This is a genomic window from Burkholderia metallica (genome assembly GCF_902832845.1).
Lineage (GTDB): Bacteria > Pseudomonadota > Gammaproteobacteria > Burkholderiales > Burkholderiaceae > Burkholderia > Burkholderia metallica.
Map to the genome: position 1 here is coordinate 593,515 of NZ_CADFDB010000001.1, position 24,218 is coordinate 617,732.

General features: G+C 68.8%; 19 protein-coding genes. 7 read left to right on the forward strand and 12 right to left on the reverse strand.

From position 1 onward, the window contains the following. Both HWX08_RS02615 and HWX08_RS02620 read right to left on the reverse strand, forming a co-directional pair. Entirely contained in the window at positions 1-561 is a 561-nt protein-coding gene (locus HWX08_RS02615) for a GNAT family N-acetyltransferase (RefSeq protein WP_174920714.1), read from the reverse strand. 87 nt (positions 562-648) lie between these two features. Then, on the reverse strand, positions 649-1,521 hold the full coding sequence (locus HWX08_RS02620; RefSeq protein ID WP_069260226.1) for a LysR family transcriptional regulator: 873 nt from the start codon (positions 1,519-1,521) through the stop codon (positions 649-651). A gap of 131 nt (positions 1,522-1,652) precedes the next feature. Between HWX08_RS02620 and HWX08_RS02625 the strand changes: the two genes are divergently transcribed. Then, positions 1,653-2,651 (forward strand): quinone oxidoreductase family protein, encoded by a 999-nt coding sequence (locus HWX08_RS02625; protein ID WP_174920715.1) that lies wholly within the window; start codon positions 1,653-1,655, stop codon positions 2,649-2,651. Between the two features lie 57 nt (positions 2,652-2,708). Here HWX08_RS02625 and HWX08_RS02630 read toward each other — a convergent pair whose 3' ends face one another. Next, positions 2,709-4,223, reverse strand: a complete 1,515-nt coding sequence (locus HWX08_RS02630; protein WP_174920716.1) for an MDR family MFS transporter — start codon at positions 4,221-4,223, stop codon at positions 2,709-2,711. 230 nt (positions 4,224-4,453) lie between these two features. Here HWX08_RS02630 and HWX08_RS02635 point away from each other — a divergent pair, with 230 nt between their 5' ends. Next, positions 4,454-6,013 carry a methyl-accepting chemotaxis protein gene (locus tag HWX08_RS02635; protein ID WP_069260225.1) on the forward strand — a complete coding sequence of 520 codons (1,560 nt, stop codon included), beginning with the start codon at positions 4,454-4,456 and terminating at the stop codon, positions 6,011-6,013. A 60-nt stretch (positions 6,014-6,073) separates the two neighbouring features. Here the strand turns inward: HWX08_RS02635 and HWX08_RS02640 are convergent, their stop codons facing one another. After that, the gene (locus HWX08_RS02640) at positions 6,074-7,741 is read right to left on the reverse strand and encodes an ATP-binding domain-containing protein (protein WP_069260224.1); all 1,668 of its coding nucleotides are present in this window, start codon (positions 7,739-7,741) and stop codon (positions 6,074-6,076) included. A gap of 147 nt (positions 7,742-7,888) precedes the next feature. Further along, complete coding sequence (locus tag HWX08_RS02645) at positions 7,889-8,743, reverse strand: helix-turn-helix domain-containing protein (RefSeq protein ID WP_069260223.1); 855 nt, start codon at positions 8,741-8,743, stop codon at positions 7,889-7,891. A 224-nt stretch (positions 8,744-8,967) separates the two neighbouring features. Between HWX08_RS02645 and HWX08_RS02650 the strand changes: the two genes are divergently transcribed. Together HWX08_RS02650 and HWX08_RS02655 are read left to right on the forward strand one after the other, a co-directional pair. After that, entirely contained in the window at positions 8,968-10,302 is a 1,335-nt protein-coding gene (locus tag HWX08_RS02650) for an NAD(P)/FAD-dependent oxidoreductase (protein WP_174920717.1), read from the forward strand. A gap of 82 nt (positions 10,303-10,384) precedes the next feature. Next, positions 10,385-11,479 (forward strand): potassium channel family protein, encoded by a 1,095-nt coding sequence (locus HWX08_RS02655; RefSeq protein WP_069260221.1) that lies wholly within the window; start codon positions 10,385-10,387, stop codon positions 11,477-11,479. A gap of 283 nt (positions 11,480-11,762) precedes the next feature. Here HWX08_RS02655 and HWX08_RS02660 read toward each other — a convergent pair whose 3' ends face one another. The 3 genes from HWX08_RS02660 to HWX08_RS02670 all read right to left on the reverse strand — a co-directional run bounded on the left by HWX08_RS02660 (position 11,763) and on the right by HWX08_RS02670 (position 14,874). Continuing rightward, on the reverse strand, positions 11,763-12,521 hold the full coding sequence (locus HWX08_RS02660) for an SDR family oxidoreductase (protein WP_069260220.1): 759 nt from the start codon (positions 12,519-12,521) through the stop codon (positions 11,763-11,765). Positions 12,522-12,770: 249 nt separating this feature from the next. Then, positions 12,771-13,712: an alpha/beta hydrolase gene (locus HWX08_RS02665; RefSeq protein ID WP_174920718.1), complete on the reverse strand. Its 942-nt coding sequence runs from the start codon at positions 13,710-13,712 to the stop codon at positions 12,771-12,773. A 61-nt stretch (positions 13,713-13,773) separates the two neighbouring features. Beyond that, entirely contained in the window at positions 13,774-14,874 is a 1,101-nt protein-coding gene (locus tag HWX08_RS02670) for an OpgC domain-containing protein (RefSeq protein ID WP_069261172.1), read from the reverse strand. A 379-nt stretch (positions 14,875-15,253) separates the two neighbouring features. On the opposite strand from HWX08_RS02670, the gene HWX08_RS02675 reads away from it, so the two are divergent. After that, positions 15,254-16,408 (forward strand): porin, encoded by a 1,155-nt coding sequence (locus HWX08_RS02675; RefSeq protein WP_107313591.1) that lies wholly within the window; start codon positions 15,254-15,256, stop codon positions 16,406-16,408. Positions 16,409-16,457: 49 nt separating this feature from the next. Here the strand turns inward: HWX08_RS02675 and HWX08_RS02680 are convergent, their stop codons facing one another. Beyond that, the gene (locus HWX08_RS02680) at positions 16,458-17,369 is read right to left on the reverse strand and encodes a LysR family transcriptional regulator (RefSeq protein WP_069260217.1); all 912 of its coding nucleotides are present in this window, start codon (positions 17,367-17,369) and stop codon (positions 16,458-16,460) included. A 139-nt stretch (positions 17,370-17,508) separates the two neighbouring features. On the opposite strand from HWX08_RS02680, the gene HWX08_RS02685 reads away from it, so the two are divergent. Next, positions 17,509-18,525 carry an aldo/keto reductase gene (locus HWX08_RS02685; protein ID WP_174920719.1) on the forward strand — a complete coding sequence of 339 codons (1,017 nt, stop codon included), beginning with the start codon at positions 17,509-17,511 and terminating at the stop codon, positions 18,523-18,525. Positions 18,526-18,969: 444 nt separating this feature from the next. Then, complete coding sequence (locus tag HWX08_RS02690) at positions 18,970-19,710, forward strand: sulfite exporter TauE/SafE family protein (protein ID WP_174921746.1); 741 nt, start codon at positions 18,970-18,972, stop codon at positions 19,708-19,710. A gap of 113 nt (positions 19,711-19,823) precedes the next feature. Here the strand turns inward: HWX08_RS02690 and HWX08_RS02695 are convergent, their stop codons facing one another. The 3 genes from HWX08_RS02695 to HWX08_RS02705 form a co-directional block, all read right to left on the reverse strand. Further along, a complete protein-coding gene (locus tag HWX08_RS02695) occupies positions 19,824-21,995 on the reverse strand; it encodes a hypothetical protein (RefSeq protein WP_174921747.1) in 2,172 nt (723 codons plus the stop codon). 495 nt (positions 21,996-22,490) lie between these two features. Then, positions 22,491-22,877 (reverse strand): ester cyclase, encoded by a 387-nt coding sequence (locus HWX08_RS02700; protein ID WP_069260213.1) that lies wholly within the window; start codon positions 22,875-22,877, stop codon positions 22,491-22,493. 441 nt (positions 22,878-23,318) lie between these two features. Then, entirely contained in the window at positions 23,319-24,215 is an 897-nt protein-coding gene (locus HWX08_RS02705; protein WP_069260212.1) for a LysR substrate-binding domain-containing protein, read from the reverse strand. Between the last annotated feature and the right edge of the window lie 3 nt (positions 24,216-24,218).

Genomic DNA, 24,218 nt, shown 5'->3' on the forward strand with positions numbered 1-24,218 from the left:
CTAGCGCGACGGGGTGTGCGCGGGCGAGCCGGCGGCCGTGCGCGCGGCGTCGCCGAGCGGGCGCTGCAGCAGCGCCGTGTCGATCCAGCGGCCGTGCTTGAACCCGACGGCCTTCAGCAGGCCGGCCGGCTCGAAGCCGAATGCGCGATGCAGCGACGTCGAGCCGCCGGTGCCGCCGTCGGCGATCACCGCGATCATCTGCCGCCACGGGCCGGCCTCGCAGCGTTCGATCAGCGCGGCGAGCAGCGCGCGGCCGATCCCGCGCCCGCGCTGCGTGTCGTCGATGTAGATCGAATCCTCGATCGTGAAGCGGTACGCGCTGCGCGTGCGGTACGGCGTCGCGTACGCGTAGCCGGCCACGCGGCCGTCGCATTCGGCGACGAGGTACGGCAGCCCGTGGTCCAGCACCGCGCGGCGGCGCGTGCGCAGTTCGGCGACGTCGGGCGGGGTTTCCTCGAACGACGCGACGCTGTGGTGCACGTGGTGCGCATAGATTGCGTGGATCGCATCGAGGTCGGCATCGGTCGCGTCGCGAACGACGCAGGCGGGGGCGGTGGTCATGGCGGCGGGTCGGGCGGATTCGGAACGCAAACCGCTACTATGCCGGCCGCCGGCGCGCGTGGCAAAGCCGCAATCGGCGCCGGCCGCCTATAGCCGGCCGTCGGCCGCGTGAACCGCGTCGGCGATCGCGTCGGCCACGCGCTGCACGCGCGGCGACCGGCGCACGTCCGGGTGGACCACGAGCCAGATCTCGCGCTCGATGTCGCAACGCGGCGCGGCCGTCAGCTCGACGAGCGGCGCACCGGCATGCGCGGCCGGATCGTCGACGAGAAACCGCGGCAGCAGCGCGACGCCCGCGCCGGCCGCGCACGCGCGATGCTGCGCGGCCAGGTCGTTGGTGACGAACGCGAAACGGCGCCCGGCCGCGAAGCGGGCGAGCCACCGATGCTGCGGCGTTTGCGCGAGCGCGTCGTCGTAGCCGACGAACGCCCAGGTGTCGGGCGGCGCGTCTGCCCATTCCGGCGCCGCGCACAGCGCGAAGCGCATCGTGCCGAGCCGGCGCGCGGCGAGGCCCGGCTCGGTCGGCCGCGACAGCCGCACCGCGAGATCGGCTTCGCGCGCGTACAGGTTCGCCGCTTGCATCTCGCCTGCGAGGTCGATCCGCAGCGCCGGCCACGCGCGCTGCGCGCGGGCGAGCCGCGGCGCGAGGAAATGGCTCGCGAATACCGGCGACGCCGAGACGCGCACCACGCCGTCGAGCGCCGCCGCGCCCTGGGCGGCGCGCGCGAACGCATGCGCGTCGGCTTCGATGCGCGCCGCGTGTTCGGCAAGGTGGAGCCCTTCGTCGGTCGGCGGCCAGCCGCGCGGCAGCCGGTCGAACAGCCGGATGCCGAGCGCCGACTCCAGCGCATCGATGCGCCGCGCGACCGTCGAATGCTGAACCTGGAGCGCCCGCGCGGCGGCCGACAGGCTGCCGCCGCGCATCACCGCAAGGAAATAGCGGACGTCGTCCCAGCTCATCGGGAGCGCGGAGAGGGCGGCGGATGCCAGATCGGTCGAATTTTGCACAGTAGATGGGCGATTGTCGGGAATTCCGATCGATTATGCACGATGGGATGATCGTGTCACTTCATTCGATCAAGAGGAACGTCATGACCCAGACTGCCACCGCCATCCGGATCGGTATCGACCGCTACGGCGACGCCGGCGTGCTGCGCCGCGTCGATGCGCCCGTCGCGGCGCCCGGCGCCGGCGAAGTGCGGATTCGCCAGACCGCGATCGGCGTGAATTTCGTCGACATCTATTTCAGGACGGGTGCGCACGCGTTGCCGGCGCTGCCGGACGCGCTCGGCGTCGAGGCCGCCGGCGTGATCGACGCGGTCGGGCCCGGCGTGACGGCGCTCGTTCCCGGGCAACGGGTCGCGTATGCGGGGATGCCGACCGGCAGCTACGCGAGCCTGCGCACGATGCCGGCCGAGCGCGTGCTGCCGATTCCCGACGGTCTGAGCGACGCCGCGGCGGCCGCCGGGCTGCTGAAAGGGATCACCGTCTACATGTTGCTGCACCGCGTCCGGCAGGTCGGCGCCGGCGACACGGTGCTCGTGCATGCGGCGGCCGGCGGTGTCGGGCTGCTGGCGACGCAGTGGGCGCGTGCGCTCGGCGCGCGGGTGATCGGCACGGTCGGGTCGGCCGCGAAGGCCGCGCTCGTGCGCACGCATGGCGCGGAGGCGGTCGTCGATTATCGCGAGGAAGATTTCGTCGCGGCGGCGCGCGCGTTCGGCGGCGGGGCGGGGGTCGATTACGCGATCGACGGAATCGGCGGCGACGTGCTCACGCGTACGCTCGGCGCGGTGCGTCCGTTCGGGATGGTCGCGAGCATCGGGCAGGTGGCCGCGATCGGCGCGCGGCAGACGTTCGATCTCGACGAGCTTGGGCCGGCGCGGTCGATCGCGCTGGCGCGGCCGAGCGTGCTCGGCTTCATCGCGCGCGACGTCGACGGATATCGGGAGGCTGCACGTGCGACGCTCGAACGGCTGGCGGGCGGGATGCATGTGGAGATCGGCGCGCGGTTGCCGCTCGAACAGGCGGCCGAAGCGCACCGGCTGCTGGAGTCGCGTGCGACGACGGGCGGGGTCGTACTGGTGCCTTGACGGCGGCCCGCCGGGTCGCGATGCGACACGACGCTCGCATCGCGATCCGCAGGAGGCTCAGTGGTGCTTGCGCAGCGGCGCATCCTCGACGAACCACGCGAGCACGAACGCGATCGCGATGATCGTCGCCGCCGCGAGGTACACGACATGCAGCGACCCGGCGAACGCATGCAGGTACGCGTCGCGCACGGCATCCGGCAACTGGTGCACGGCGGCCGGGCCGAGCGCGGGCGGCAGCGCCGTGCCGGCCGGGAGTGCCGCCGTCACCCGCGACTCCAGCCCGTGCGAGAACAGCGCGCCGAACGCCGCGACGCCGAGCGAGCCGCCGATCGAGCGGAACAGCGTCGCGCCGGACGTCGCGACGCCCATGTGCCGGAACTCGACCGTGTTCTGCACGGCGAGCGTGAGTACGGGCATCACCATGCCGAGCCCGATGCCGAGCAGCGCCATGTATGCATACATCGTGTGCAGCGGCGTATCGAGCGTCAGCGTCGACAGCAGCGCCATCGCGATGCCGCCGGTCAGCGTGCCGAGGATCGGGAACATCCGGTACGAGCCGAGCCGCGAGATCAGCCGGCCGCTGACGACCGACGTCACGAGCATCCCGCCCATCATCGGCAGCAGCTGCATCCCGGCCTGCGACGGCGTCGAGCCCTTCACGACCTGCAGGTAGAGCGGAATGAACGTGACCGAGCCGAACAGCGCGATGCCGACGACGAAGCCGATCAGGCTCACCAGCACGAAGGTGCGATGGCGGAACAGTTCGAGCGGCATGATCGGCTCGGCCGCGAGCCGCTCTTCGTAGATGAAGCCGCCGATCGCGACGACGCCGAGCACGAGCGTCATCCACAGCTGCGGCGACGTCCACGGCAGCAGCGAGCCGCCTTCGCTCGTGAACAGGATCACGCAGGTGAGGGCCGTGGCGAGGAACGCGGCGCCCATGTAGTCGATCCGGTGCTTCACGTGCGCGGTGTGCGGCCGGAACGCGACGCCGATCACAGCGAGCGCGAGAAAGCCGAGCGGCAGGTTGATCGTGAAGATCCAGCGCCACGACAGGTGCTCGACCAGGAAGCCGCCGAGCAGCGGGCCGACGATCGTCGCGAGGCCGTACACGCCGCCGAACATCCCCTGGTAGCGCGCGCGGCGATCGGGCGGCACCAGATCGCCGATCGCGGCCATCGTGACGACCATCAGGCCGCCGCCGCCGAGCCCCTGCAGCGCGCGCAGCACGATCAGCTGCGTCATGTCCTGCGCGACGCCGCACAGCGCGGAACCCGCGAGGAACAGCACGATCGCGGCCTGCAGCACGATCTTGCGGCCGTAGAGGTCGCCGAGCTTGCCGTACAGCGGAAGCACGACGGTGGACGACAGCAGGTATGCGGTGACGACCCACGACAGCTGGTCGAGCCCGCCGAGTTCGCCGACGATCGTCGGCAGCGCGGTCGACACGATCGTCTGGTCGAGCGCGGACAGCAGCATCACGAGCAGCAGCGCGGCGACGATCAGCCCGGTCGGGGCGTCGCGGCGGGCCGCGTCGGCGGCCGGCGGAGTGAGGAAGGTGTGGGTGGTCATCGAGATATCTGCCATGGCAGGGAATTGTGTCGAACTATAGCCATGGATAGTTGACTGGTCAATTTCTGCCCAGCCTCGATGTGTTGCAGCCGTAACAGAAGATTGCCTGCGCGAAAAATTGACCGGGATCAGCGGAAAGCGGGGCCCGACTCAAGTTTTTTGCAGGCAAACCGTAATCCAGAGTGCCGCGCGCCGATTGCCGCGACACTTTTTACCGCTCACGTCCCGTCATGAACCTGAACGCCCTGTTTTCCCGTTTCTCGATCCGTACGCGGATCTTCTCCACGCTCGGCCTCGTCGCCGCGCTGCTCGTCGTATCGGGGCTGATCGGCCTCGCCGGCATGCAGAGCTCGAACCGCGCGCTCGACGAGGCGTATACGCGGCAACTGGCTGCGAAGACCGCGCTGTCGGCGGCCAGCCTGAATCTGACGATCGTGCGCACGACGCTCGACCGCGCGATGCTGCACCCGGAAGCGCCGGAAGTGCCCGATCTCGTCAAGAAGGCCGAAAACTATCTCGCGAAGGCCGACGCCGCATGGCGCGGCTACGCATCGATGCCGCACGACGGCGACGAAGGCCCGCTCGCGAGCCGCCTCGACGCCGCGCGTCAGGCGCTGATCGGGCAGGCGCTGAAGCCGATGATCGACGCCGTTCGCGCCGGCCGCCGCGACGAGGCCGACCGGTTGCTGATGTCGGTCGCGCCGCCGCTGTCGGTTGCGCTCACGCAGGCGACCGATGCGCTCGACGCGTACCAGGTCGCGCGCGGCAAGGCGGTGTACGACACCGCGCAGACCTACTACGGCTGGATGCGCGCGGGCGCGATCGCGGGGATCGCCTTTGGTCTCGCCGCATGCCTCGGCTGCGCGGTCGGCCTGCATTACGCGATCACGCAGCCGGTGAACCGGCTGCTGTCGCATTTCCGCCGCCTGTCGGAAGGCGACCTGACGTCGGAAGTGCGCTGGTCGTCGCGCGACGAGATGGCCGAGCTGGTCAAGGGCGTGACCGGCATGCAGCGCAGCCTCGCGGACACCGTGCGCCAGGTCAGTCAGGGTTCCGAAGCGATTTCGACGGCGACGCACCAGATCGCGGCCGGCAACACCGACCTGTCGCAGCGCACCGAGGAGCAGGCTGCCGCGCTGCAGGAGACGGCCGCGAGCATGGAGCAGCTCACCGCGACCGTGAAGCAGAACGCGGACAACGCGATGCAGGCGCAGGCCTGCGCGGACACCGCGAGCGAAATCGCGACGCGCGGCGCGACGGTGGTCGGCGAGGTGATCGGCACGATGAACGAAATCGACCAGAGCTCGCAGAAGGTCGCCGACATCATCGGCACGATCGAGGGCATCGCATTCCAGACCAACATTCTCGCGCTGAATGCGGCGGTCGAAGCCGCGCGCGCGGGCGAGCAGGGTCGCGGCTTCGCGGTGGTCGCCGGTGAGGTGCGCACGCTCGCGCAACGCTCGGCGTCGGCGGCGAAGGAAATCCGCACGCTGATCGGCGAATCGGTCGAGCGCGTCGCGAACGGCTCGCGGCTCGTCGGCATGGCCGGCACGACGATGCAGGACATCCAGCAGGCGATCGGCCGCGTGACGGGCATCATGACGGAGATCGCGGCCGCGTCGAACGAGCAGCGCGACGGGATCGAGCAGGTGAACCGCGCGGTGTCGCAGATGGACCAGGTGTCGCAGCAGAACGCGGCGCTCGTCGAACAGGCCGCGGCGGCGGCCGCGTCGCTCGAAGAGCAGGCCGACGGCCTGCGCCGCGCGGTCGGCGCGTTCCAGGTCGCCTGATCGACCGCGGGCGGCGGCGGGGCGGGGATTCGCCCGACGGGCCGCCGCCCGCCCGTTACATCAGACGGCGGCGAGCTGCGCCGCCGCGCGCGACGACGCGACGATCAGCAGCTTCATCGTCGCGCGCGTCGCGCCGACGAAGAGCTTGCGCGCGGCCCGCGCGTCGAGCGTGTCGAAGTCGACTTCGGTGAGGATCACGCACGGCGCCGACTGGCCCTTGAAGCGGTAGATCGAATCGAGCAGCACGTCGCCTTCGCGATACTCCGGATTGCCGAACAGGTCGTACTTGCCGGTGAAGCTCTTGAGCCGGTGCGGGCCGAGCTGGTCGAGCGGCGCGAGCACCGAGCCTTCGCGGCCGCGATACGACAGCACCGCGATGTCCTGCTTGCGAAAGCCGAGCGACAGCGCGTGCGTGATCGCGCGCTTGGTCGCGTCGATGCAGGCGTCGGCCAGCGCGTCTGCCGACGCGCCGGCTTCCCCGTACGCCGACACCGACGGATCCGAACCGTCGAACGGGCTGCCCGAGCGCAGCTCGGCCGCGAGCGGCTCGACCCGGCCGACGATGTCGCGCACGAATTCGAGCAGGTCGCGCGGGCTGCGGTAATTCGTCAGCGCCTTCAGCGTGACCCAGCCGGGCAGCGCGACGGGCTCGCGCATGTACAGGTTCTGCAGCGGATCTTCGAGCCACCACCATGCGCCGTCGGCCGCCAGCAGGCGCTCCAGCGCCACCGCCCACGGCGCATGGAAATCCTGCCCTTCGTCGACGACCAGCACGTCGAAGCGCCAGCGTTCGGGGATCGGCGTTTCGGCGAAGCGCGTCTCGAGCCGCTCGAATTCGCCGGGCACCTGGAAGTCGGGCGTATAGCCGCCGTCGCGCGCGACCCAGTCGCACAGCTGGTGGTAGTTCGCGATCTTCGCGCCGGGCGGCGCGATGCGCGCAATGTAGTCGGCGAGCGGCCGGTTGAAGCACACGTAGAGTACGCGCTTGCCGGCCGCGACCGCGTCGCGCATCGCCTGCACCGCGAGCTGCGTCTTGCCCGAGCCGGCCGTGCCGGTCACGCGCAGCCGGAACGGCGCGAATTCGAGCTGGCGCGCCCATGCGGCGAGTCCGCCCGACAGCCGCGTGACGAGCGTGCCGGCCTGGCCGACGAGCGCGCTCGTGTCGGGCGTGAGCGCGAGCTCGTCCGCGAGGAAATGGTGGAGTTTCGCTGCGTTCGGAAACGCTTCGTCGTCTTCGGGCAGGATGCGCAGGATCACCTGCGCGAGCTGCGCCTTGCGCGACGCATCGACGATGCGGTCGGCCGCGACGCCGGCGATCGACGCGTCGCGGATCGAGTAGTCGGGGCAGTACAGCAGCGCCTCGACGCCGTAGACGCCCGCGCCGAGCGCGGCCGTCAGGCGGCGGTGCAGCGTTTCCTGCGTGCGCGCGAGCTGGATCGGGACGTTGCGCTCCTTCTGCAGATAGACCTTCACGAGCCCTTTCGGCGTCTCGCGCAGGAAGCCGGCTTTCTGCTCGATCAGCAGCACGCGGCCGGCCGGGCTCACGACGACGAACGCGGCCTCGCCGAACACCGAGAAAGCCTGGTCGGCGCGGGTCCAGTGCACGCCGTGATACACGGTGTAGCTGTCGGGCAGTGCATGTTCGAGCGCGGCGAGCGTTTCGCGCTCGCGTTCGGCCGCGCCGGTCGCGGCGAGGCTTTTCCAGTCGTCGGGGATGAGGCGGGCCATGGCGTCGGGCGGCGGATGCCGGCGTGGGCGTGAACGGGTGCGGCTATTGTACTGAGGTGCCGGGTGATAAACCTGTTCACGGCCGCCGTGCCGCGCGGACGTCGGCCGCCAGCAGGCGCAACGGCCGGGGACGTTGCTCGGGTTGCGTTACCCGCGGGCGAGCCGTTTCGCGAGATCGGCGCTGAGGATCGCCATGCGTGCGGGCTTTTCGTAGCAGACGACGTCGAACGCGCGGATCACTTCGCTGATGTCGGCCTCGCTCGCGCGGCCGGTGAGGAGGTCGCCCGTCAGCACGAAGATCGGCGCACCCGGATTGTCGGACGTGCGCACGGCCTTGATCGCGGTGGCGGCGGTGCCGTCGTCGAACAGCCATTCGGTCAGGACCGCGTCGAACGCCTGACCCTGCAGCGCGTCGACGAACGGTGCGAGACCGTCGAATGCGGCCGTTGCGAAACCCTGACGTTCGAGATAGCGGCACAGCTCGGTCGCGCTGACGCGATCGGGGTCGATCACCGCGACGACGAGCTTGTCGCTCTCCGCGCGGCGCGGATAGATCTCGATCTTGTGCACGTCGTACGCGTTCTGGTACAGCACGCCGGTGTGGCGCAGCACGCGCCAGCGACCGTTCTGTTCATATGCGACGAATTCGGGACGCGCGCCGGCTTCGAGCGGCGCGCCGATCCATGCGGTGCACGGAATCTCGGCGACGCCCGCATAGAGCACGGCTTCCTGCGAATAGGCGCCGACCATGCCGGGGTCGAGCGTTTGCGCGCCGAACAGCTGGGCGGCGGGTTCGCCGTACGCTTCGGCGACTTTCTTGATCTGCGCGAGCGTCCAGGGGCTGCTGCCGCGCAGCTTACGATGGCCTTGCGAGAAACTCAGGTCGAGGATGCGGCAGAGTTCGGTGGTCTGCTGGCGCTTGCCGATGCCGTTGCGGGTCATCAGCTCGCGCACGCGCTCGGCAACCGCGAGGGAATCCGTGGTGATTGCTTCAGTGGTCATGCTACGGGAACGGATCGTGACGTTCAGAACGACGCCTTGCGGCAGTCTCGACGGACAGTCTTCATGACGTCCAGGGGCGAGCCGACCGGCCACGCGCGGAAAAGATAACTTTACCGCAAAATAGTCGTTATTCAGCGGAGTGAAAGGTGCGTTTGTGTGAAAGGTGTGTCACGACGTTACCACCGCCGGCCGAATCCGGAAGCATTCTTGACTGACAGGAAACAATGACGACCACCTATCCATTGCACGATGCGCTGACCGCGGCCGACACGCCGTTCCCGGACGAAGCCGACGTCGTGATTGCCGGCGCCGGCATCATGGGCTGCGCAGCCGCGTATTACCTGGGCCTGCGCGGCCTGAAGGCCGTCGTGCTCGACAAGTCGCGCATCGCCGGGCAGCAGTCGACCCGCGCCTGGGGCTTCGTGCGACAACAGGGGCGCGAAGCGGCCGAGGTGCCGCTGATGATGGCCGGCATGCGGATCTGGGAGCAGTTAGAGGAAACGCTCGGTTTCGATCTCGAATGGCGGCAGGGCGGCTGTCTCTATATTGCGGACAACGAAACGGATTGGGCGTCGTTCAATGCGTGGCTCGCCGTCGCGCGCGAGCACGGGCTCGACACGCGCACGCTGACGCGCGCGCAGATCGACGAACGCGTGAGCGGCCTGGCGCCGAACGCGCGCACGCTCGGCGGGCTGTACACGGCGACCGACGGGCAGGCCGAGCCGCGCCGGGTGGCCGCCGCGTTCGCCGCGCGTGCCGTCGAGGCCGGCGCGCGCTTCTTCGAAGGCTGCGGCGTGACCGCGATCGAGACGGCCGGCGGCACGGTGGCCGGCGTCGTGACCGAGCGCGGCACGATCCGCACGCGGCGCGTGATCTGCGCGGCCGGCGCGACCAGCTTCCGGCTTCTCGACGGCGTCGGCATCCGGCTGCCGCAGCAGGCCGTACGCGGCACCTGCATGCGCACCAACGTCGTGCCGCCGGTGTCGGCGTCGACGGTGTGGGGGCACGGCCTCGGCATCCGGCAGCGCAGGAACGGCACGATCAATCTGGCCGACGACATGCAGGTCGACGTCGACCTGACGCTCGGCCACCTGCGCGGGTTGAGCCTGTTCTGGCCGGCGTTCTGGTCGCAGCGCGACAAATTCCGGCTGCACGTGAACGGCGCCGCATGGCGCGATGCGCTCGCCCGCATCAATGGTGCGACCGGGCCAATCGAGCCGCGCGATCCGCAGCCGCAGCCGAATCGCGCGCACGCGCCGCGTGCGCTCGCGAAACTCAAGGCGATCTTTCCCGCGCTGAAGGACGCGCAGATCGTCGAGGCGTGGGCCGGCCTGATCGACGTGCTGCCCGACGGCATTCCGGTGATCGATGCGCCGGGCACGCCGTCCGGGCTCGCGATCGCGACGGGGTTCTGCGGCCACGGTTTCGCGATGGGGCCGATCGTCGGGCGGCTGCTTGCCGAATGGATCGACACGGGCGCGCCGTCGCTCGACCTGTCGGCGTTTCGCGCGCAGCGCTTCGTCGACGGCACGATGGTGCGGCCACGCAGCATGCTGTAACGGAAGAATCGACGCGATGACGCCGGCCGGTCGAAGCCGACCCATCGTAGAATCGAGCCCGCATCCTTCAGGAGATTCCCCGTTGGCAACGCCTTCCGCCCAGCGCCGCTCGTTGCGCTCACGCCTGCGTCGCGCCCGCAACCCGTGGCAGGCGCCGCGTGCGCGCACGCTGTTCACGCGTCCGGCGACGTCGCCGCAGCGCACGCTGTTGTTCCGTGTCGGCGCGGTCGTGCTGCTGTGCGCGCTCGCGTTCCTCGTGCTGTATCTCGATCGGGACGGGCTGCGCGATTCGACCAAGAGCACGCCGATGACCGTCTCCGATCTCGTGTACTTCACGATGGTCACGGTCGCGACGGTCGGCTACGGCGACATCGTGCCCGTCACCGCACGGGCGCGTCTCATCGATGCGTTCTTCATCGTGCCGATCCGCATCGTCATCTGGTTCATTTTCCTGGGCACGGCGTATCAGTTCGTGATCCAGCGCGTCGTCGAGGAATTCCGCATGAAACGCCTGCAAAAGCAATTGTCCGATCACATCGTCGTCTGCGGTTATGGCCTGTCGGGCTCGATCGCGGTGCGCGAACTGCTCGAGAGCGGCGTCGATCCGGCGACGCTCATCGTGATCGACTCGCAGCAGCAGGCAATCGAGGCCGCGACGTCGCTCGGCGTGGCCGGATTGCTCGGCGATCCCGCGCACGAGGATCTGCTGCAGCAGGCGCAGGTGCGTGAAGCGAAGGCCGTGATCATTTCGGTGACCGACGATCCGACTGCGATCCTGCTGACGCTGTCGGTGCGCAGCATCGCGCCCGATACGAAGATCGTCGTGCGGATCCAGGAGAACCTGTACCAGCGGCAACTGCGGCAGGCGGGTGCGGACGTGATCGTGTCGTCGACGAAGATCGGCGCGCTGCTGCTCGCGGATGCCGTGCATAGCCGCTATATCGTGCCGTTCGTGAACGACATGCTGTCGACGCGCGGACGCGCGACGCTGCTGGAGCGCGAGGCGATGCCGCAAGAGGTCGGCTGCATGACGAACGTCGTGCCGGGTGCGATCGTCGTCGGGCTCGATCGGTGCGGGAAGATCTTCTCGTTCTACGAAGACCCGCCGTGCAGGATCGAGGCGGGGGACACGCTGGTCGTGATCCAGTCGGCGCGGATTCCGGATGCGGATGTGTGAGCCCGTTCGGATCGACGTGTACGCGATACATGCGATGCGCGCCCGCATGTGCGGAACGTGCGCGATATCCGTCGCCGGCGCCGTGATCTGACGGACCCTGTCGCGCGGAAGGCCGGGTGCAATGGCCCGGCGGGCCGCAGTTGCGTTTCCAGTGCGCGCGCACGCTCGGCACCGCGCACTACGCACTCCTAACCCGACAATCCAACGCTCGCCCACGCAATCGTCCGCGACTGGCTCGCATAAGCCGCGCGACGGCGTGCATCGATTGCCGTGCGTTGCGCGCTTATCCCCGGCCGACGAACGGCATGGCCGTCGCCATGATCGTCATGTTCAGGATGTTCGTATCGAGCGGCAGGTTCGCCATCTGGACGATCGCGTTCGCGACATGCGCGACGTCCATGCGCGCTTCGGGCGCGAGGCTGCCGTCGGCTTGCGGAACGCCTTGCGTCATCCGTTCCGTGAGCGACGTCGCCGCGTTGCCGATGTCGATCTGGCCGCACGCGATGTTGTACCGGCGGCCGTCGAGCGCCAGCGATTTGGTGATCCCGGTCACCGCGTGCTTGGTGGCCGTGTACGCGATCGTGTCGGGGCGCGGCGCGTGAGCGGAGATCGAACCGTTGTTGATGATCCGGCCACCCTGCGGCGTTTGCGCTTTCATCAGGCGCCACGCGGCCCGCGCGCACAGAAAGACGCCGGTCAGGTTCGTCGCGACGACGCCGTTCCACACGTCGAGATCGTATTCGTCGAGAGAAACCGGCGGCGCGTTGCGTCCGGCGTTGTTGAACAGCACGTCGAGCCGGCCGAACTGCTGCGCGATCTGCGCAAACGCGCGGTCGACCGATGCTTCATCGGTGACGTCTGCGGGAAACACGTGCGCGTCGCCGCCGGCCGCGCGGATGGCGTGCTGGGTTTCGCGCAGCGATTGCTCCGTGCGGCCGAGCAGCGCGACGGTGAACCCCGCTGCGGCGAGCGCGACGGCCGCCGCGCGACCGATGCCGGAGCCGGCGCCCGTGACGGCTGCGAACTTCTTCGAGATTGACATGGCTTGATGTCCTGCGGGTTGAATGACGGGTGAGGCTGGGGATGAGCGTTGACCTTGCCGCTTCGCCAATGTAGTCGAAATGCGCGGCGGAGAGCCGAACGAACGACGGGGCGGCACGTGGCTGTGAGTCCGCTATCTCGAGCCCGACGTCAGGCGCGACAAATGTGCCGGGAGGGCGGATCGACGGCCGGCGGCCCGTCGGTCACCGGCCGGCCTGACGAAAACGGGCGGCGCAGCGCCCGCCCGCCGTCACTTCACGCATTCGAGCGCGTACTTCAACCCCGGCCCGAGCAAGCCGCGCCAGACATCCCACGTGTGCCCGCCGTCGACGATGCGCAGTTCGGCCGGATTCTGCGCGCGGCGCAGCTGCGTGTACAGCACGCTCGATTCGGCCTGGATCGTCAGGTCGTCGTCGCCGGCCGCGATGAACATCGGGATCCGCCAGTTGCGCGCGAAATAGCCGCGCATCAGCGCCGGGTAGTTGAGCTCGTGCCACACGCGCGGGTCGAACTGCCGCTCGCCGAATACGCCGACGTAGCGCGCGGCGGAATTGAGCGGCGGCTCGTTCGCGTAGATCGCGGGGCTCAGCAGCATCGCGCCGCAGAACAGCCCCGGTTCGAGCAGCGAGAAGCGCAGCGCGCCGAAGCCGCCCATCGACACGCCGCCGATCGCGCGGCCCGCGCGCTGGTTCGACACCGCGAAGTGCGTTTCGACTTCGGGCAGCAGGTCGTTGAGGAACGCGCTCTGCATCTTCTCCTTGCGGTCGACGTACCAGTCGGTGCCGCCCTGCGGCATCACGATCACGACGTGCGGAATCTCGCGGCGCTCGATCAGCGTGTCGACGGTGGCCTGCAGCCGCCCCTGCGTGACCCAGTCGTTCGCGTTGCCGGCATTGCCGTGCAACAGGTACATCACCGGGTAGCGCGCGCCTTCCGGGTTGTAGCCGGGCGGCAGGTAGACCGTGTACGACCAGTCGCGCCTGAGCGACGCCGACCGGAACGTGCGCAGCACGACGCTGCTGCCCGGGTTGAGCGCGGGCTCCTGCGCGGCCGACGGGGTCGTCGCGGTCTGCACGGCCGGCGGTGGCGGCGGCGGTGCGGGCGATGCCGCCGGCGCAGGCGGCGTCGCGCGGGCGGCGCCGATGGAGCCGGCGATCAGGGCGAGGGCGAACGGAAGGGCGAGTCGGCGCATGGCGAATCGTTTCAGGAGAGGCGCCGGCTATCGTAGCAGCGGCGCATGACGGCGCGGCGCGTCATCGCCGCGAACGGAGGAGCGGCAGCCGTGCGACGAGCGGCCCGTAGAGTTTGGCGACGAGATACAGCAGGCTGATCGCGACGACGTCGGCGATCAGCCCGAGCTTCACGTCGAGATAGCCTTCGGTCGCCTGGTACAGCAGCGAATCGACCGCGAGCGAGATGCCGGTGCCGGCGACGAAGCAGAGCAGCCCCTGCCGGCCGATCGTGCCGATCCACGGCATCGCGTGCGCGACCTTCTTCATCCAGCCGAGGTGCACGAGCTTGGCCGCGAGCCACGCGATCGCGAGGAAGTTCGCGAGCCGCAGCGCACCGAGGTTCTGCTTGATCGACGGATCGGTCGGAAACGGCTCGATGCGCAGCCGGTAGTACGCGCCGGCCGCGACGATCGCGAGTGCTGCGGCCGTCAGCAGCCAGCCCTGCGGCTTTGGCGCGAGCGTCTGGTAGACGGGCTGGCAGCGCGCGATCACGCCGAGCACGAACAGGAACTGCCACGCGAACGGGTTGAAGTCCCACGGCGCGCCTTCGACGGTCGGCAAAAAGCGCGCGACGTGCGGCGCCGCGTACCACAGCGACCCGCTGAACGCGAGCAGCAGCCACGGCTGCGTGCGGGCGAGCGGCAGCGCGAGCGGGACGAGCAGCGCGAAGAACGCATACATCGGCAGCACCGAGGCGAGGTACGGCTGGCGGCGGAACAGCAGGATGTCGCGCAACGCGGCGAGCGGCTTGTGGAGCAGGCCGTCGAGATCGTTGGTCGGCATGTTCGGACCGTCGATCGCGAGCGCGTTCAGCGCGGCCGTGATCAGCAGCATCAGGCCGGCCGTCACGAGGAACGCACGGTAGATCTCGAACGCGCGCCGGATGAAGCGCTGGCGCGCGGCGGCTTCGTCGTGCCGCTCGGCGAGCGAGTTGTACGCGATCGCGGTGGCGAAGCCGCCGAGGAACACGAAGACTTCGGCCGCGTCGCACAGCGCGTACGCGTGCAGCGTCACGCGCGACAGGATGCTGCCGCCGATGTGGTCGACGACGATGACGAGCAGCACGAGGCCGCGGAAGAAATCGAGCTCGGCGTAGCGGCCGGCCCGGGCCGGTGCGGTCATCGGACCGCCTCCCGGCGCGGGGCGCGGGCGCGGCTGGCGCGCACCGCGCATGAATCGGGGTGAAGCATGACTTCGTGAGGAAATGGCGAACGGATGCGCATTGTGCCACCGATGCGACGCGTACCGGGTTTACGCGGATGGCGGGCCCGTGCGCCGCTGCCGATAAGCCGGGTCAGGCCGTTCGCGCAACGGGCAGTTGGACGAGCGCAACGTTTTGCGCACGGTTCATACACCCCGATGGACGGACGATTTGCGACGTGACACCATTTTATCCTCACGCGGCAGCACACCGCGTCGTCCGCCCTGCGGGCCAGCCATACAACAGACCAGACATTCGCCGGACGCTTGCCTCGTCCGGCCCCCGGCTCCGGAGATTCGCATGAAGAAGCACGTCATTTTTGCCGCCGCGCTGGCCGCTTTCGCCGCGCCGGTCTTCGCCCAGAACAGCGTGACGCTGTACGGTGTGATCGACGAAGGCTTCAATTACACGAACAACGTGAACGTCAATGGGGTCGGAAAAACGAATTACCAGCTCGCGAGCGGCTATGCGCAGGGCAGCCGCTGGGGCCTGAAGGGCAGCGAGGATCTCGGCGGCGGGCTGAAGGCGATCTTCACGCTGGAAAACGGGTTCGACGTGAACAACGGCCGGCTCGGCCAGGGCGGCCGCATGTTCGGCCGCCAGGCGTTCGTCGGGCTGAGCGAGTCGCGCTTCGGCACGCTGACGTTCGGCCGCCAGTACGATGCCGTCGTCGACTACCTCGCGCCGCTCACCGCGAACGGCAACTGGGGCGGCACGCTGCTCTCGCACCCGTTCGACAACGACAACACGGACAATTCGTTCCGCGTCAACAACACGGTCAAGTACGCGAGCGCCGACTGGAACGGCCTGACGTTCGGCGGCACGTACAGCTTCAGCAACAGCACCGGCTTCTCGAACAACCGTCAATACAGCCTCGGCGCGCAATATTCGCTGGCCGGGCTGCAGGTCGCCGCCGCGTACCTGCAGGCGAACAACCCGGGCGTTGGCAGCGCCGGCGCGATCACGGCGGACGACGCGAACTTCGTCGCCGACCGCCTGCGGATCTTCGGCGGCGGCGTCAACTACACGTTCGGCCCGGCCACGGTCGGCGTCGTCTACACGAAGACCGACGTGAAGAACCCGGTGTCGACCGTCTACCTGCCGGCCTCGACGTTCGCCGGCCTCGGGCTGACCGCGACGAAATTCCAGAACTTCGAGATCAACGGCAAGTACCAGCTCACGCCCGATTTCTATCTCGGCGCGCAGTACGTGTACACGGACGGCAAGTTCGATGCCGCGGCCGGGTCGTTCAAGCCGAAATACCACACGGTCGGCCTGATGGCCGACTACAGCCTGTCGAAGCGCACCGACGTCTACCTGCAGGGCGCATGGCAGAAGGTTGCCGGCGACAAGACCGGCACGGCGGCCGACGGCGGCTACGTGGTCGGCACGGACGGCCCGTCGTCGTCGTCGAACCAGTTCGCGGTGCGGGCCGCGATCCGCCACAAGTTCTGAGCGTCCGATCGGACGGCGCCGCGGCCGGATGCCGCGGCGTCCGTTGTCGTCATTCCGCGCGCGGCGTGGCGCCGAGCGTTTCGGCGAGCCAGTCGACGAAGATCCGCACGCGCGGCGCGAGATGCCGGCCGGTCGGAAACACCACCGACACCGGCAGCGGTTCGGCATTCCATTCCGGCAGCACTTCGACCAGCGAGCCGTCGGCGAGCAGCGGGCCGAGCCCTTCGCGCGGCGCCTGGATCAGCCCGAGGCCCGCGAGACAGCACGCGAGATACGCCTGCGAACTGTTGACCGACACGACGCTGCGCATCTTGAGCGTGTGCAGCTCGCCCGAATCCATGTCCGCATATTCCCAGTCCAGCTCGCGGCCCGTGCGGCTCGAGAAATAGCCGACCGCGACGTGGTCCGGCAGCTCGTCCGGCGAGCGCGGGGTGCCGTACCGCTCGAGATACGCGGGCGCCGCGCAGTTGATCTGCGCGAGTTCGCCGATGCGCCGCGCGACGAGCGACGTGTCGGACATCGCGCCGACCCGCACCGCGCAGTCGATGCCGTCGGCGACGAGATCGACGAAGCGGTCGGTCGTGCCGATCACGATGCGCAGGTCGGGATAGCGCGCGTGGAAATCCGGTAGCGCCGGAATCACCTGGTTCAGCGCGAAGCGTTCGGGCAGGTCGACGCGGATCGCGCCGCGCGGCGCCGTGCCGGCGTCCTCGAACAGCGTTTCCGCATCCTCGAGATCGGCCAGCAAGCGCGTGCAGCGCTCGTAATACGTCGCGCCCTCGACCGTCAGCGCGACGCGCCGCGTCGTGCGCTGCAGCAGGCGGACGGCCAGGTGCCTTTCCAGATACTGGACGGCGTTGCTGACCGTCGGGCGCGGCAGTTGCAGTTGTTCGGCCGCTTTCGTGAAGCTGCCGAGATGGGCGACGCGCGCGAAGATGCGCATTGCTTGCAGATGATCCATGCGGGGTGAGTGCGCGGGTGGAGAAGGCAGGCTCCATTGTTAATCAACGTTGAATGGTTTGGTTGCGCGTTTCGCGTTTATCGCGCGGCCCGATGCGTCCAGAATCCGGCCTGTTCAGTCATCGATCGAGGACACGGATATGGATACGCGTGAACTGGGCCGTACGGGCCCGCGGGTGTCGGCGCTCGCGCTCGGCTGCATGGGGATGTCGGATTTCTACGGGCCGGCCGACCGCGACGAAAGCATCGCGACGGTGCACGCGGCGCTCGACCACGGCATCACGATGCTCGATACCGGCGATTTTTACGGGATGGGCGACAACGAGATGCTGATCCGCGATGCGCTGCGCGGCCGCGCACGCGACAGCGTGCTGCTCAGCGTGAAATTCGGTGCGTTGCGCGATCCGGCCGGCGGGTTCGCCGGTTACGACGCGCGGCCGGCGGCGATCCGCAACTTCGTCGCGTACTCGCTGAAACGGCTCGGCACCGACTACATCGACATCTACCGGCCCGCGCGCGTCGATCCGGCGGTGCCGATCGAGGAGACGATCGGCGCGATCGCCGATCTCGTGAAGGCCGGGTACGTACGTCATATCGGCCTGTCGGAAGCCGGCGTCGACACGATCCGCCGCGCGGCCGCCGTCGCGCCGATCGCCGACCTGCAGATCGAATATTCGCTGCTGTCGCGCGGGATCGAGGCCGCGATCCTGCCCGCGTGCCGCGAACTCGGGATCGGCGTGACCGCGTACGGCGTGCTGTCGCGCGGGCTGCTCGGCGGGCACTGGAGCACGACACGGCAGGCCGCGCGCGATTTCCGCGCGGCGAGCCCGCGCTTCCAGGGCGAGAACCTCGCGCACAACCTCGAGCTTGTCGACGCGCTGCGGGCAGTCGCCGACGAGAAGGGCAGCAATCCGGCGCAGGTCGCGATCGCCTGGGTGCTGTCGCGCGGCGACGATATCGTGCCGTTGATCGGCGCGCGCAAGCGCACGCAGCTTCAGGACGCGCTGCAAGCCGCCGATATGCAACTAACGGTCAATGATATCGAGCGCATCGAAGCGGCGGTTCCCGCCGGGGCGGCTGCCGGTGCGCGTTATCCGGCCGCACAGATGGCCCACCTCGACAGCGAGCAGGCGCGGGGGCCCGCTCACGGGGATTGATCGGCCGGGATCGGCTGCCGTTTCGGAATCAGGTTTTCCGTGCGGCTGCGGTCCGGATTCGGGCGTCGGGGCGAGCTTGGGCAACCCGGGCGGTGCATGGCCCGGGCCCGCCTGCGTCGATGCCGGCGGCGCGTGTTGCGCCGGCTGGCGGCGTGGCTGCCCATCGCCCATCGCCCACCGGCCCACCGGCCCATCGGCCCACCGGCCCACCGGCCCACCGGCCCACCGGCCCACCGGCCCACCGGCCCACCGGCCCACCGGCCCATCGGCCCATCGGCCCACCGGCCCACCGGCCCACCGGCCCACCGGCCCACCGGCCCACCGGCCCGCCCCCGCGCCGGCTCCACCCGGCAAGCCCTAGCCAGCCTCAGGCAAAACCAGATGGCGGGCGGCGCGATCGCGGTTCACCATCGGCGCCGTACTCGACCTGACGGAACGCCTTTCATGCCCATTCATACGCTGACGATCATCGCCGTGGTTTTCCTGCTGGCCGGTGCGGTCAAGGGAATGATCGGGCTCGGGCTGCCGACGATCGCGATGGGGCTGCTGACGCTCGCGATGCCGCCGTCGGCCGCCGCAAGCCTGTTGCTCGTGCCGTCGTTCGTCACCAACGTGTGGCAGTTGTGGCTCGGCCCGTCGTTCGGGCCGCTGCTGCGCCGGCTGTGGCCGCTGCTCGTCGGCCTGACGATCGGCACGCTGACGGGCGGGCTGCCCGCGCTCGCGGCCGGCAGCACCTGGACACACGCGGCGCTCGGCGTGGTGCTGATCCTGTACGGGCTGTGGGGGCTGGCCGCCGCGCGGCTGCCGGCGCCGGGCCGTCATGAGAAATGGCTGTCGGCCGCGGTCGGCTACCTGACGGGTGTCGTGACGGCCGCGACCGGCGTGTTCGTGGTGCCTGCCGTGCCGTACCTGCAGGCGTTGCGGCTGTCGAAGGACGATCTGATCCAGGCGCTCGGGCTGTCGTTTACCGCGTCGACGATCGCGCTTGGGCTGCAGTTGCGCGTGACGGGCGCGCTGGAGACGGTCGATCTCGGCGTGTCGGCGCTGGCGCTCGTGCCGGCGCTGGTGGGCATGGCCGGCGGGCAATATGCGCGGCGCGTGATGAGCGAGCAGGCGTTCAAGCGCTGCTTCTTCGTCGGACTGATCGCGCTGGGTGCGTATATGGCGGCGTCGGGCTGGCTGTGAGCGGGCGTCGCCTGCGATGCGGGCGGCCCGCTTCATCCGTGACGATCCCGAAGCCGGTTTCAGCGGCAACCGGCTTCGGGAGTCTGCGGCGGACCTGCGTTACACCGTTGCGCTCAAGCCGGATCGGCGTACTTCAGCGTCCACCCGAACGTGCGGGTCGCGCCCGCGCCGAGGGCGAACGGCTTCGTCGTACATGCGAAGTTCGAATGCAGCTGGCCGATCGGCGTGGTCGACAACGGATTCGTCGTGCCGTTCGCCGTGTCGAAGGCGGACAGCGCGCAGTGGTCGAAGCCGGACGCCGCATAGCCGGTCGCGGCGCTGTTCGCGTACGTGACCGACGCGCCGTCGCCGTTGGCCTGCGTCGACGCGAAATCCGCGAACGACGTGAAGTCCGTTTCGACCGACAGGTTGCCGGCGAGCGTGCCCGTGCTCAGCGTATCGCTGCGCGAGACCGAGCCGTGCGCGAACGTCAGCACGGTATGCACCTGCAGGTCGAGATCCGTCGTGTACGCCGCGTTCTTCGACGCGAGCCGGAACTTCGCGGTGTCGAACGACACGATCACCTGCCCGTTGGCTTGCTGCACGTTCAGGTTCTTGTAGTACGTGACGGGAATGTAGGTCTTCCCGTTGTACGACACCTGCGGCACCAGCAGCGCGTAGCCGAGATCGGTCGTGCCGTAGATCAGCTTGTCGGAGAACGGCACCGGGTAGTACGGCGTGTACGAGTTGTAGTCGGGCGCCTGGCTGAGATTCAGGTTGATCACGCGCCGGCCGTCGCGCACGGTGACGAGTGCCGCGCTGTACGGATGCGCGGTGTCGCCCGGCTGGTTGTACCAGGTGAGCGTGTAGTGCGGCAGCGCGTCGAGCCACGCGCCGTAGTCCGTATCGGCCATCGGCGCCTTGCCGCCGAAGCCGAGCTTGTTCCACCACGCGTTCACGTACAGGTACTGGTGCAGCAGGCTGAAGTTCTCGCCCATCACGCGCGGCTTGCCGCGATACGCATCCGTGCCGCGGCCCTTGACCCACATGTTCACCGACGGCGTGGGCAGCGACGGGTCGTACCAGTACGTGTCGAAACGCCGCGCGGCCTGGTAGATGAACGTGTACGCGACCTGCTTCTCCTGGTCGGTCAGCACGCCGGCGTTGGCCGCGGCCGTCAGCACCTCCATGAACGCCGAATCGCCGTACGGGCCGATGGAGCGGCCGTAGTTGAAGCCCTGGCCGTCCGCGTTCAACTGCGGCAGGATCAGGTCGACCGACTTGCGCAAGTAGCCCTTCAGTTCGGGCGTGAGGTTCGCCTCGTTGCCCATCTCGAACGTGCGCTCGGTCACTTCGCCGATCAGCAGGGTGCTGTAGCGGTCGAAGCGCGCCTGGTCGTAGTAGGTCGTGTGCGTGTTCGACGCTTCGTCCGAGAACCCGCCCGACGAATCGTTGCGGATGTGGTTCGTGAGCGTGTACAGCAGCGCGTCGCGCGCTCCCATCGTCGCGACCGACGGATCGGTCTTCGACGCGAACGACGGGCTGCTCCAGCCGAGCTTCTGGCGCAGCCCGGCGATTCCGTAGGACACCGCATAGTAGTTCTGCGCGGTATTGAGCGACGCGATGTCGATCGGCGTGCCGGCCGCCGGGCACGTATCGGTCTTGCCGCTCGCATCGGGGCCGAACATGTCGCAGAAGGTGAGCCGCTGCTGCAGCGTCGCGAGCATCGCGTCGCTGAACACTTCGTTGAGCATCCCGTGCGCCTTCAGGTTGTTCAGCGCGACGAGGTAGTAGTACTCGCCCCACGACGTGTTCGCATACGTGTAGTTGCCGCCCGACTGCGCCATCATCGCGGTCGTGATCGTCCGGTACGTCGCGAGGTAGCTCGCGTACTGCGGATCGTTCTTTGACTTCATGTCGATCAGGATGTACGACAGGCCGAGCGCGAGCTTGCCCGGCAGGAATTTGTCGCCGGTGTTCGTGTCGAGCACGTGGACGGGCGTGCCGTCGCCGAGATCCATCACGACCTGCGTGAAGTCGGGCGATTTCCGGATCAGGTCGAACAGCGCGCGGATCTGGCCCATCATCGTGACCGGAACGTTCGTGCCGGCCGGCACGCTGGTGTCGGGCGCGCCGTAGACGAGCGCCTGCAGCGAATTGGGTGCGAGCGACGGCGCCGTGGACGGGGGCGCTGAAGGCGACGACGGCGGCGTGTCGGTCACGTCGTTGCCGCCGCATGCGCTGACGAACAGGACGGAAAGGGCGCTGAGCGCGGCGCCGAGCGCGAATCTGCTGCGCGAATGCATTGTGTCTCCAGTTTCGAATAGTGGTGAAGGACGGGCGGGTATGGCCGTCGCCGCGCTCGATGCCCGTACCCGGCCGCCGCCTTGCAACCCTGATCCCTGAAGACGGACGGCCTGAATCACTTATCGAGCGGGCAAGCGTTCTCCCTGCGCGGGCCGTGGCCGGCGTCGCGCGGTAGCATTGGAAAACGTTTTCCAAATTTAGGCCGCGACTGGGGCGATGTCAATGAACTTTCATGCTGGACGGGGCGGGAAAAACCCGGATGGTGGGAAGTCGGGCGCGGTGCGTGAGATTGGAACGCTGCGATATTTACCGGGATTTTTTGCGGATTTGAAAGGCGGCGGCGAAGGATGCCGATTCAGCCGCGACGTACGGAAGGAATTTTCGAGGAGGCGCGTTCACGCGATTGTGATGGAAAACGTTATCCGAAAGGCTTGAGCCAAATGCGACCGAGATGGGGGGCAACGGCGACGGGCAGTCAGGCCGTTCCGGCAACGCTAGAGCTGTGTCTCGATCGTCGCCTTGTCGATCACCGACCAGACCTGCCGGATCTTGCCGTCATGAAATTCGTAGAACACGTTCTCGCAGAACGTGACCTTCCGGCCGTCGATGGCGAGGCCCATGAACGTGCCTTTTGGCGAACATGAGAAGCGAAGCCGGCATGCGACGCGCGGCGGCTCGCACACGAGCAGCCGGATGTCGAAACGCAGATCGGGAATGTCGCGGAAGTCCTGTTCCAGCATCGCGCGGTAACCGGGCAGGCCCAGCGGCCGGTCGTTGTGGATCACGTTATCGGAGACGTATTCGCCGAGCGCCGGCCAGTCTTGCCGGTTCAGGCAGTCGATGTACGCGCGGTAGCGGGTCGCGAGATCGGTTTCGGTCATCGTTGCTTCTCCCGAAGTTTCGACAGGCGGTGCGAGGTCTCGCGCCGCCGCGTGATGCGCCGCGGTGTTGCATGCGCTGCTGCCGCGGCGCGCTCGACGCGGTTCGCCGGCAGCCTGTGCTCTCGCGCGATCGCGATGCAATCGCGGCCGTGCGCCACCCGAGCGCACGCTCGGCGAGTTGCGCGGCCGTCGCCTCGCGCCACGGTTCGAACCCGTGTTCGGGTTCGTCGGTGGCCCGCGCGGGACGAGGGGCGGGCCGTTCGTGAATCGCCACGACGTTGCGCGTGGCTGCCTTTAGTCGCCGCTCGATGAAGCGCATCGGGATCGACTTGCCGGAACCCATGAAGCCTTCGACGATCGCCAGCCGACGGGCAGGAAGGGCAGGTGGATCGCAGGTCACAGGCATGACGTCGGCGCGGGCGGACGCATCGGTACGGCAGGTTACCGCGCCGCCGCCGCGCCCGACAAGAACGCGACGAATTCGCGCGTGTACTTCGGCAGCGCTTCGAACGACCGCGCGCACAGCTTCAGCCGTCGATGGCTCCACGGATCGGACAGCTCGACGAGCCGCACGTCCATCGTCTGCATCGCGCGCTCGGCCGCGTGGCGCGACACGACGCCGATGCCCACGCCGCTGGCGATCACGCGACAGATCGCGTCGAAGCTCTTCAATTGCACGCGATAGCGGATCCGCTTGCCGAGCGCGCGCGCCTGGTCGGCGAGATGCACCTGCAGCGCGCTGCCGTCGGTGAGGCCGATGAAATCGGCGTCGGCGATCGCGTCGAACGCGACCTCGCGTTGCGACGCGAGCGGATGCGCGGCCGGCACGACGACGATCAGCCAATCTTCGCGGAACGGCTTCTGTTCGAGCCCGCCGAGCCCGACCGAATCGGCGACGATGCCGACGTCGGCCGTCTTGTTGCGGATCGCGTGCACGATCTCCTGGCTCGAACGCTCCTCGACGCTGATCGACAGCTTCGGATGATGGGGCAGGTAGTCGGCCAGCGCGTCGGGCAGGTATTCGCTCAGCGACGCGGTGTTGCACAGCAGCCGGATATGCCCGCGCAGCCCCTGGCCGTATTGCTGCAGTTCGCCGCGCATGTGGTCGATCTGCTGCAGCACGGTGCGCGCGTGGTGTTCGAGCGCGCGGCCCGCGTCGGTTGCCTGCGCGCCCGACTTGGTTCGGTGCAGCAGCGGCACGCCGAGCTCGTCCTCCATGCCGCGGATGCGCTCGCTCGCGGCCTGTAGCGTGATGTGCGTACGCTCCGCGCCGCTCGTGATCGTGCCGGCTTCGCAGATGTTCAGGAAGAGCCGCAGGTCGGTCAGGTCGAAGCGCATGAT

Coding starts and splice junctions, on each gene's coding strand:
- HWX08_RS02680 (WP_069260217.1), bottom strand. CDS start 17,369: ATGGATCATCTGCAAGCAATGCGCATCTTCGCGCGCGTCGCCCATCTC.
- HWX08_RS02630 (WP_174920716.1), bottom strand. CDS start 4,223: ATGACCACCCACACCTTCCTCACTCCGCCGGCCGCCGACGCGGCCCGC.
- HWX08_RS02660 (WP_069260220.1), bottom strand. CDS start 12,521: ATGTCAATCTCGAAGAAGTTCGCAGCCGTCACGGGCGCCGGCTCCGGC.
- HWX08_RS02700 (WP_069260213.1), bottom strand. CDS start 22,877: ATGACCGAAACCGATCTCGCGACCCGCTACCGCGCGTACATCGACTGC.
- HWX08_RS02615 (WP_174920714.1), bottom strand. CDS start 561: ATGACCACCGCCCCCGCCTGCGTCGTTCGCGACGCGACCGATGCCGAC.
- HWX08_RS02650 (WP_174920717.1), top strand. CDS start 8,968: ATGACGACCACCTATCCATTGCACGATGCGCTGACCGCGGCCGACACG.
- HWX08_RS02670 (WP_069261172.1), bottom strand. CDS start 14,874: ATGACCGCACCGGCCCGGGCCGGCCGCTACGCCGAGCTCGATTTCTTC.
- HWX08_RS02640 (WP_069260224.1), bottom strand. CDS start 7,741: ATGGCCCGCCTCATCCCCGACGACTGGAAAAGCCTCGCCGCGACCGGC.
- HWX08_RS02665 (WP_174920718.1), bottom strand. CDS start 13,712: ATGCGCCGACTCGCCCTTCCGTTCGCCCTCGCCCTGATCGCCGGCTCC.
- HWX08_RS02675 (WP_107313591.1), top strand. CDS start 15,254: ATGAAGAAGCACGTCATTTTTGCCGCCGCGCTGGCCGCTTTCGCCGCG.
- HWX08_RS02705 (WP_069260212.1), bottom strand. CDS start 24,215: ATGCGCTTCGACCTGACCGACCTGCGGCTCTTCCTGAACATCTGCGAA.
- HWX08_RS02685 (WP_174920719.1), top strand. CDS start 17,509: ATGGATACGCGTGAACTGGGCCGTACGGGCCCGCGGGTGTCGGCGCTC.
- HWX08_RS02625 (WP_174920715.1), top strand. CDS start 1,653: ATGACCCAGACTGCCACCGCCATCCGGATCGGTATCGACCGCTACGGC.
- HWX08_RS02695 (WP_174921747.1), bottom strand. CDS start 21,995: ATGCATTCGCGCAGCAGATTCGCGCTCGGCGCCGCGCTCAGCGCCCTT.
- HWX08_RS02645 (WP_069260223.1), bottom strand. CDS start 8,743: ATGACCACTGAAGCAATCACCACGGATTCCCTCGCGGTTGCCGAGCGC.
- HWX08_RS02620 (WP_069260226.1), bottom strand. CDS start 1,521: ATGAGCTGGGACGACGTCCGCTATTTCCTTGCGGTGATGCGCGGCGGC.
- HWX08_RS02690 (WP_174921746.1), top strand. CDS start 18,970: ATGCCCATTCATACGCTGACGATCATCGCCGTGGTTTTCCTGCTGGCC.
- HWX08_RS02635 (WP_069260225.1), top strand. CDS start 4,454: ATGAACCTGAACGCCCTGTTTTCCCGTTTCTCGATCCGTACGCGGATC.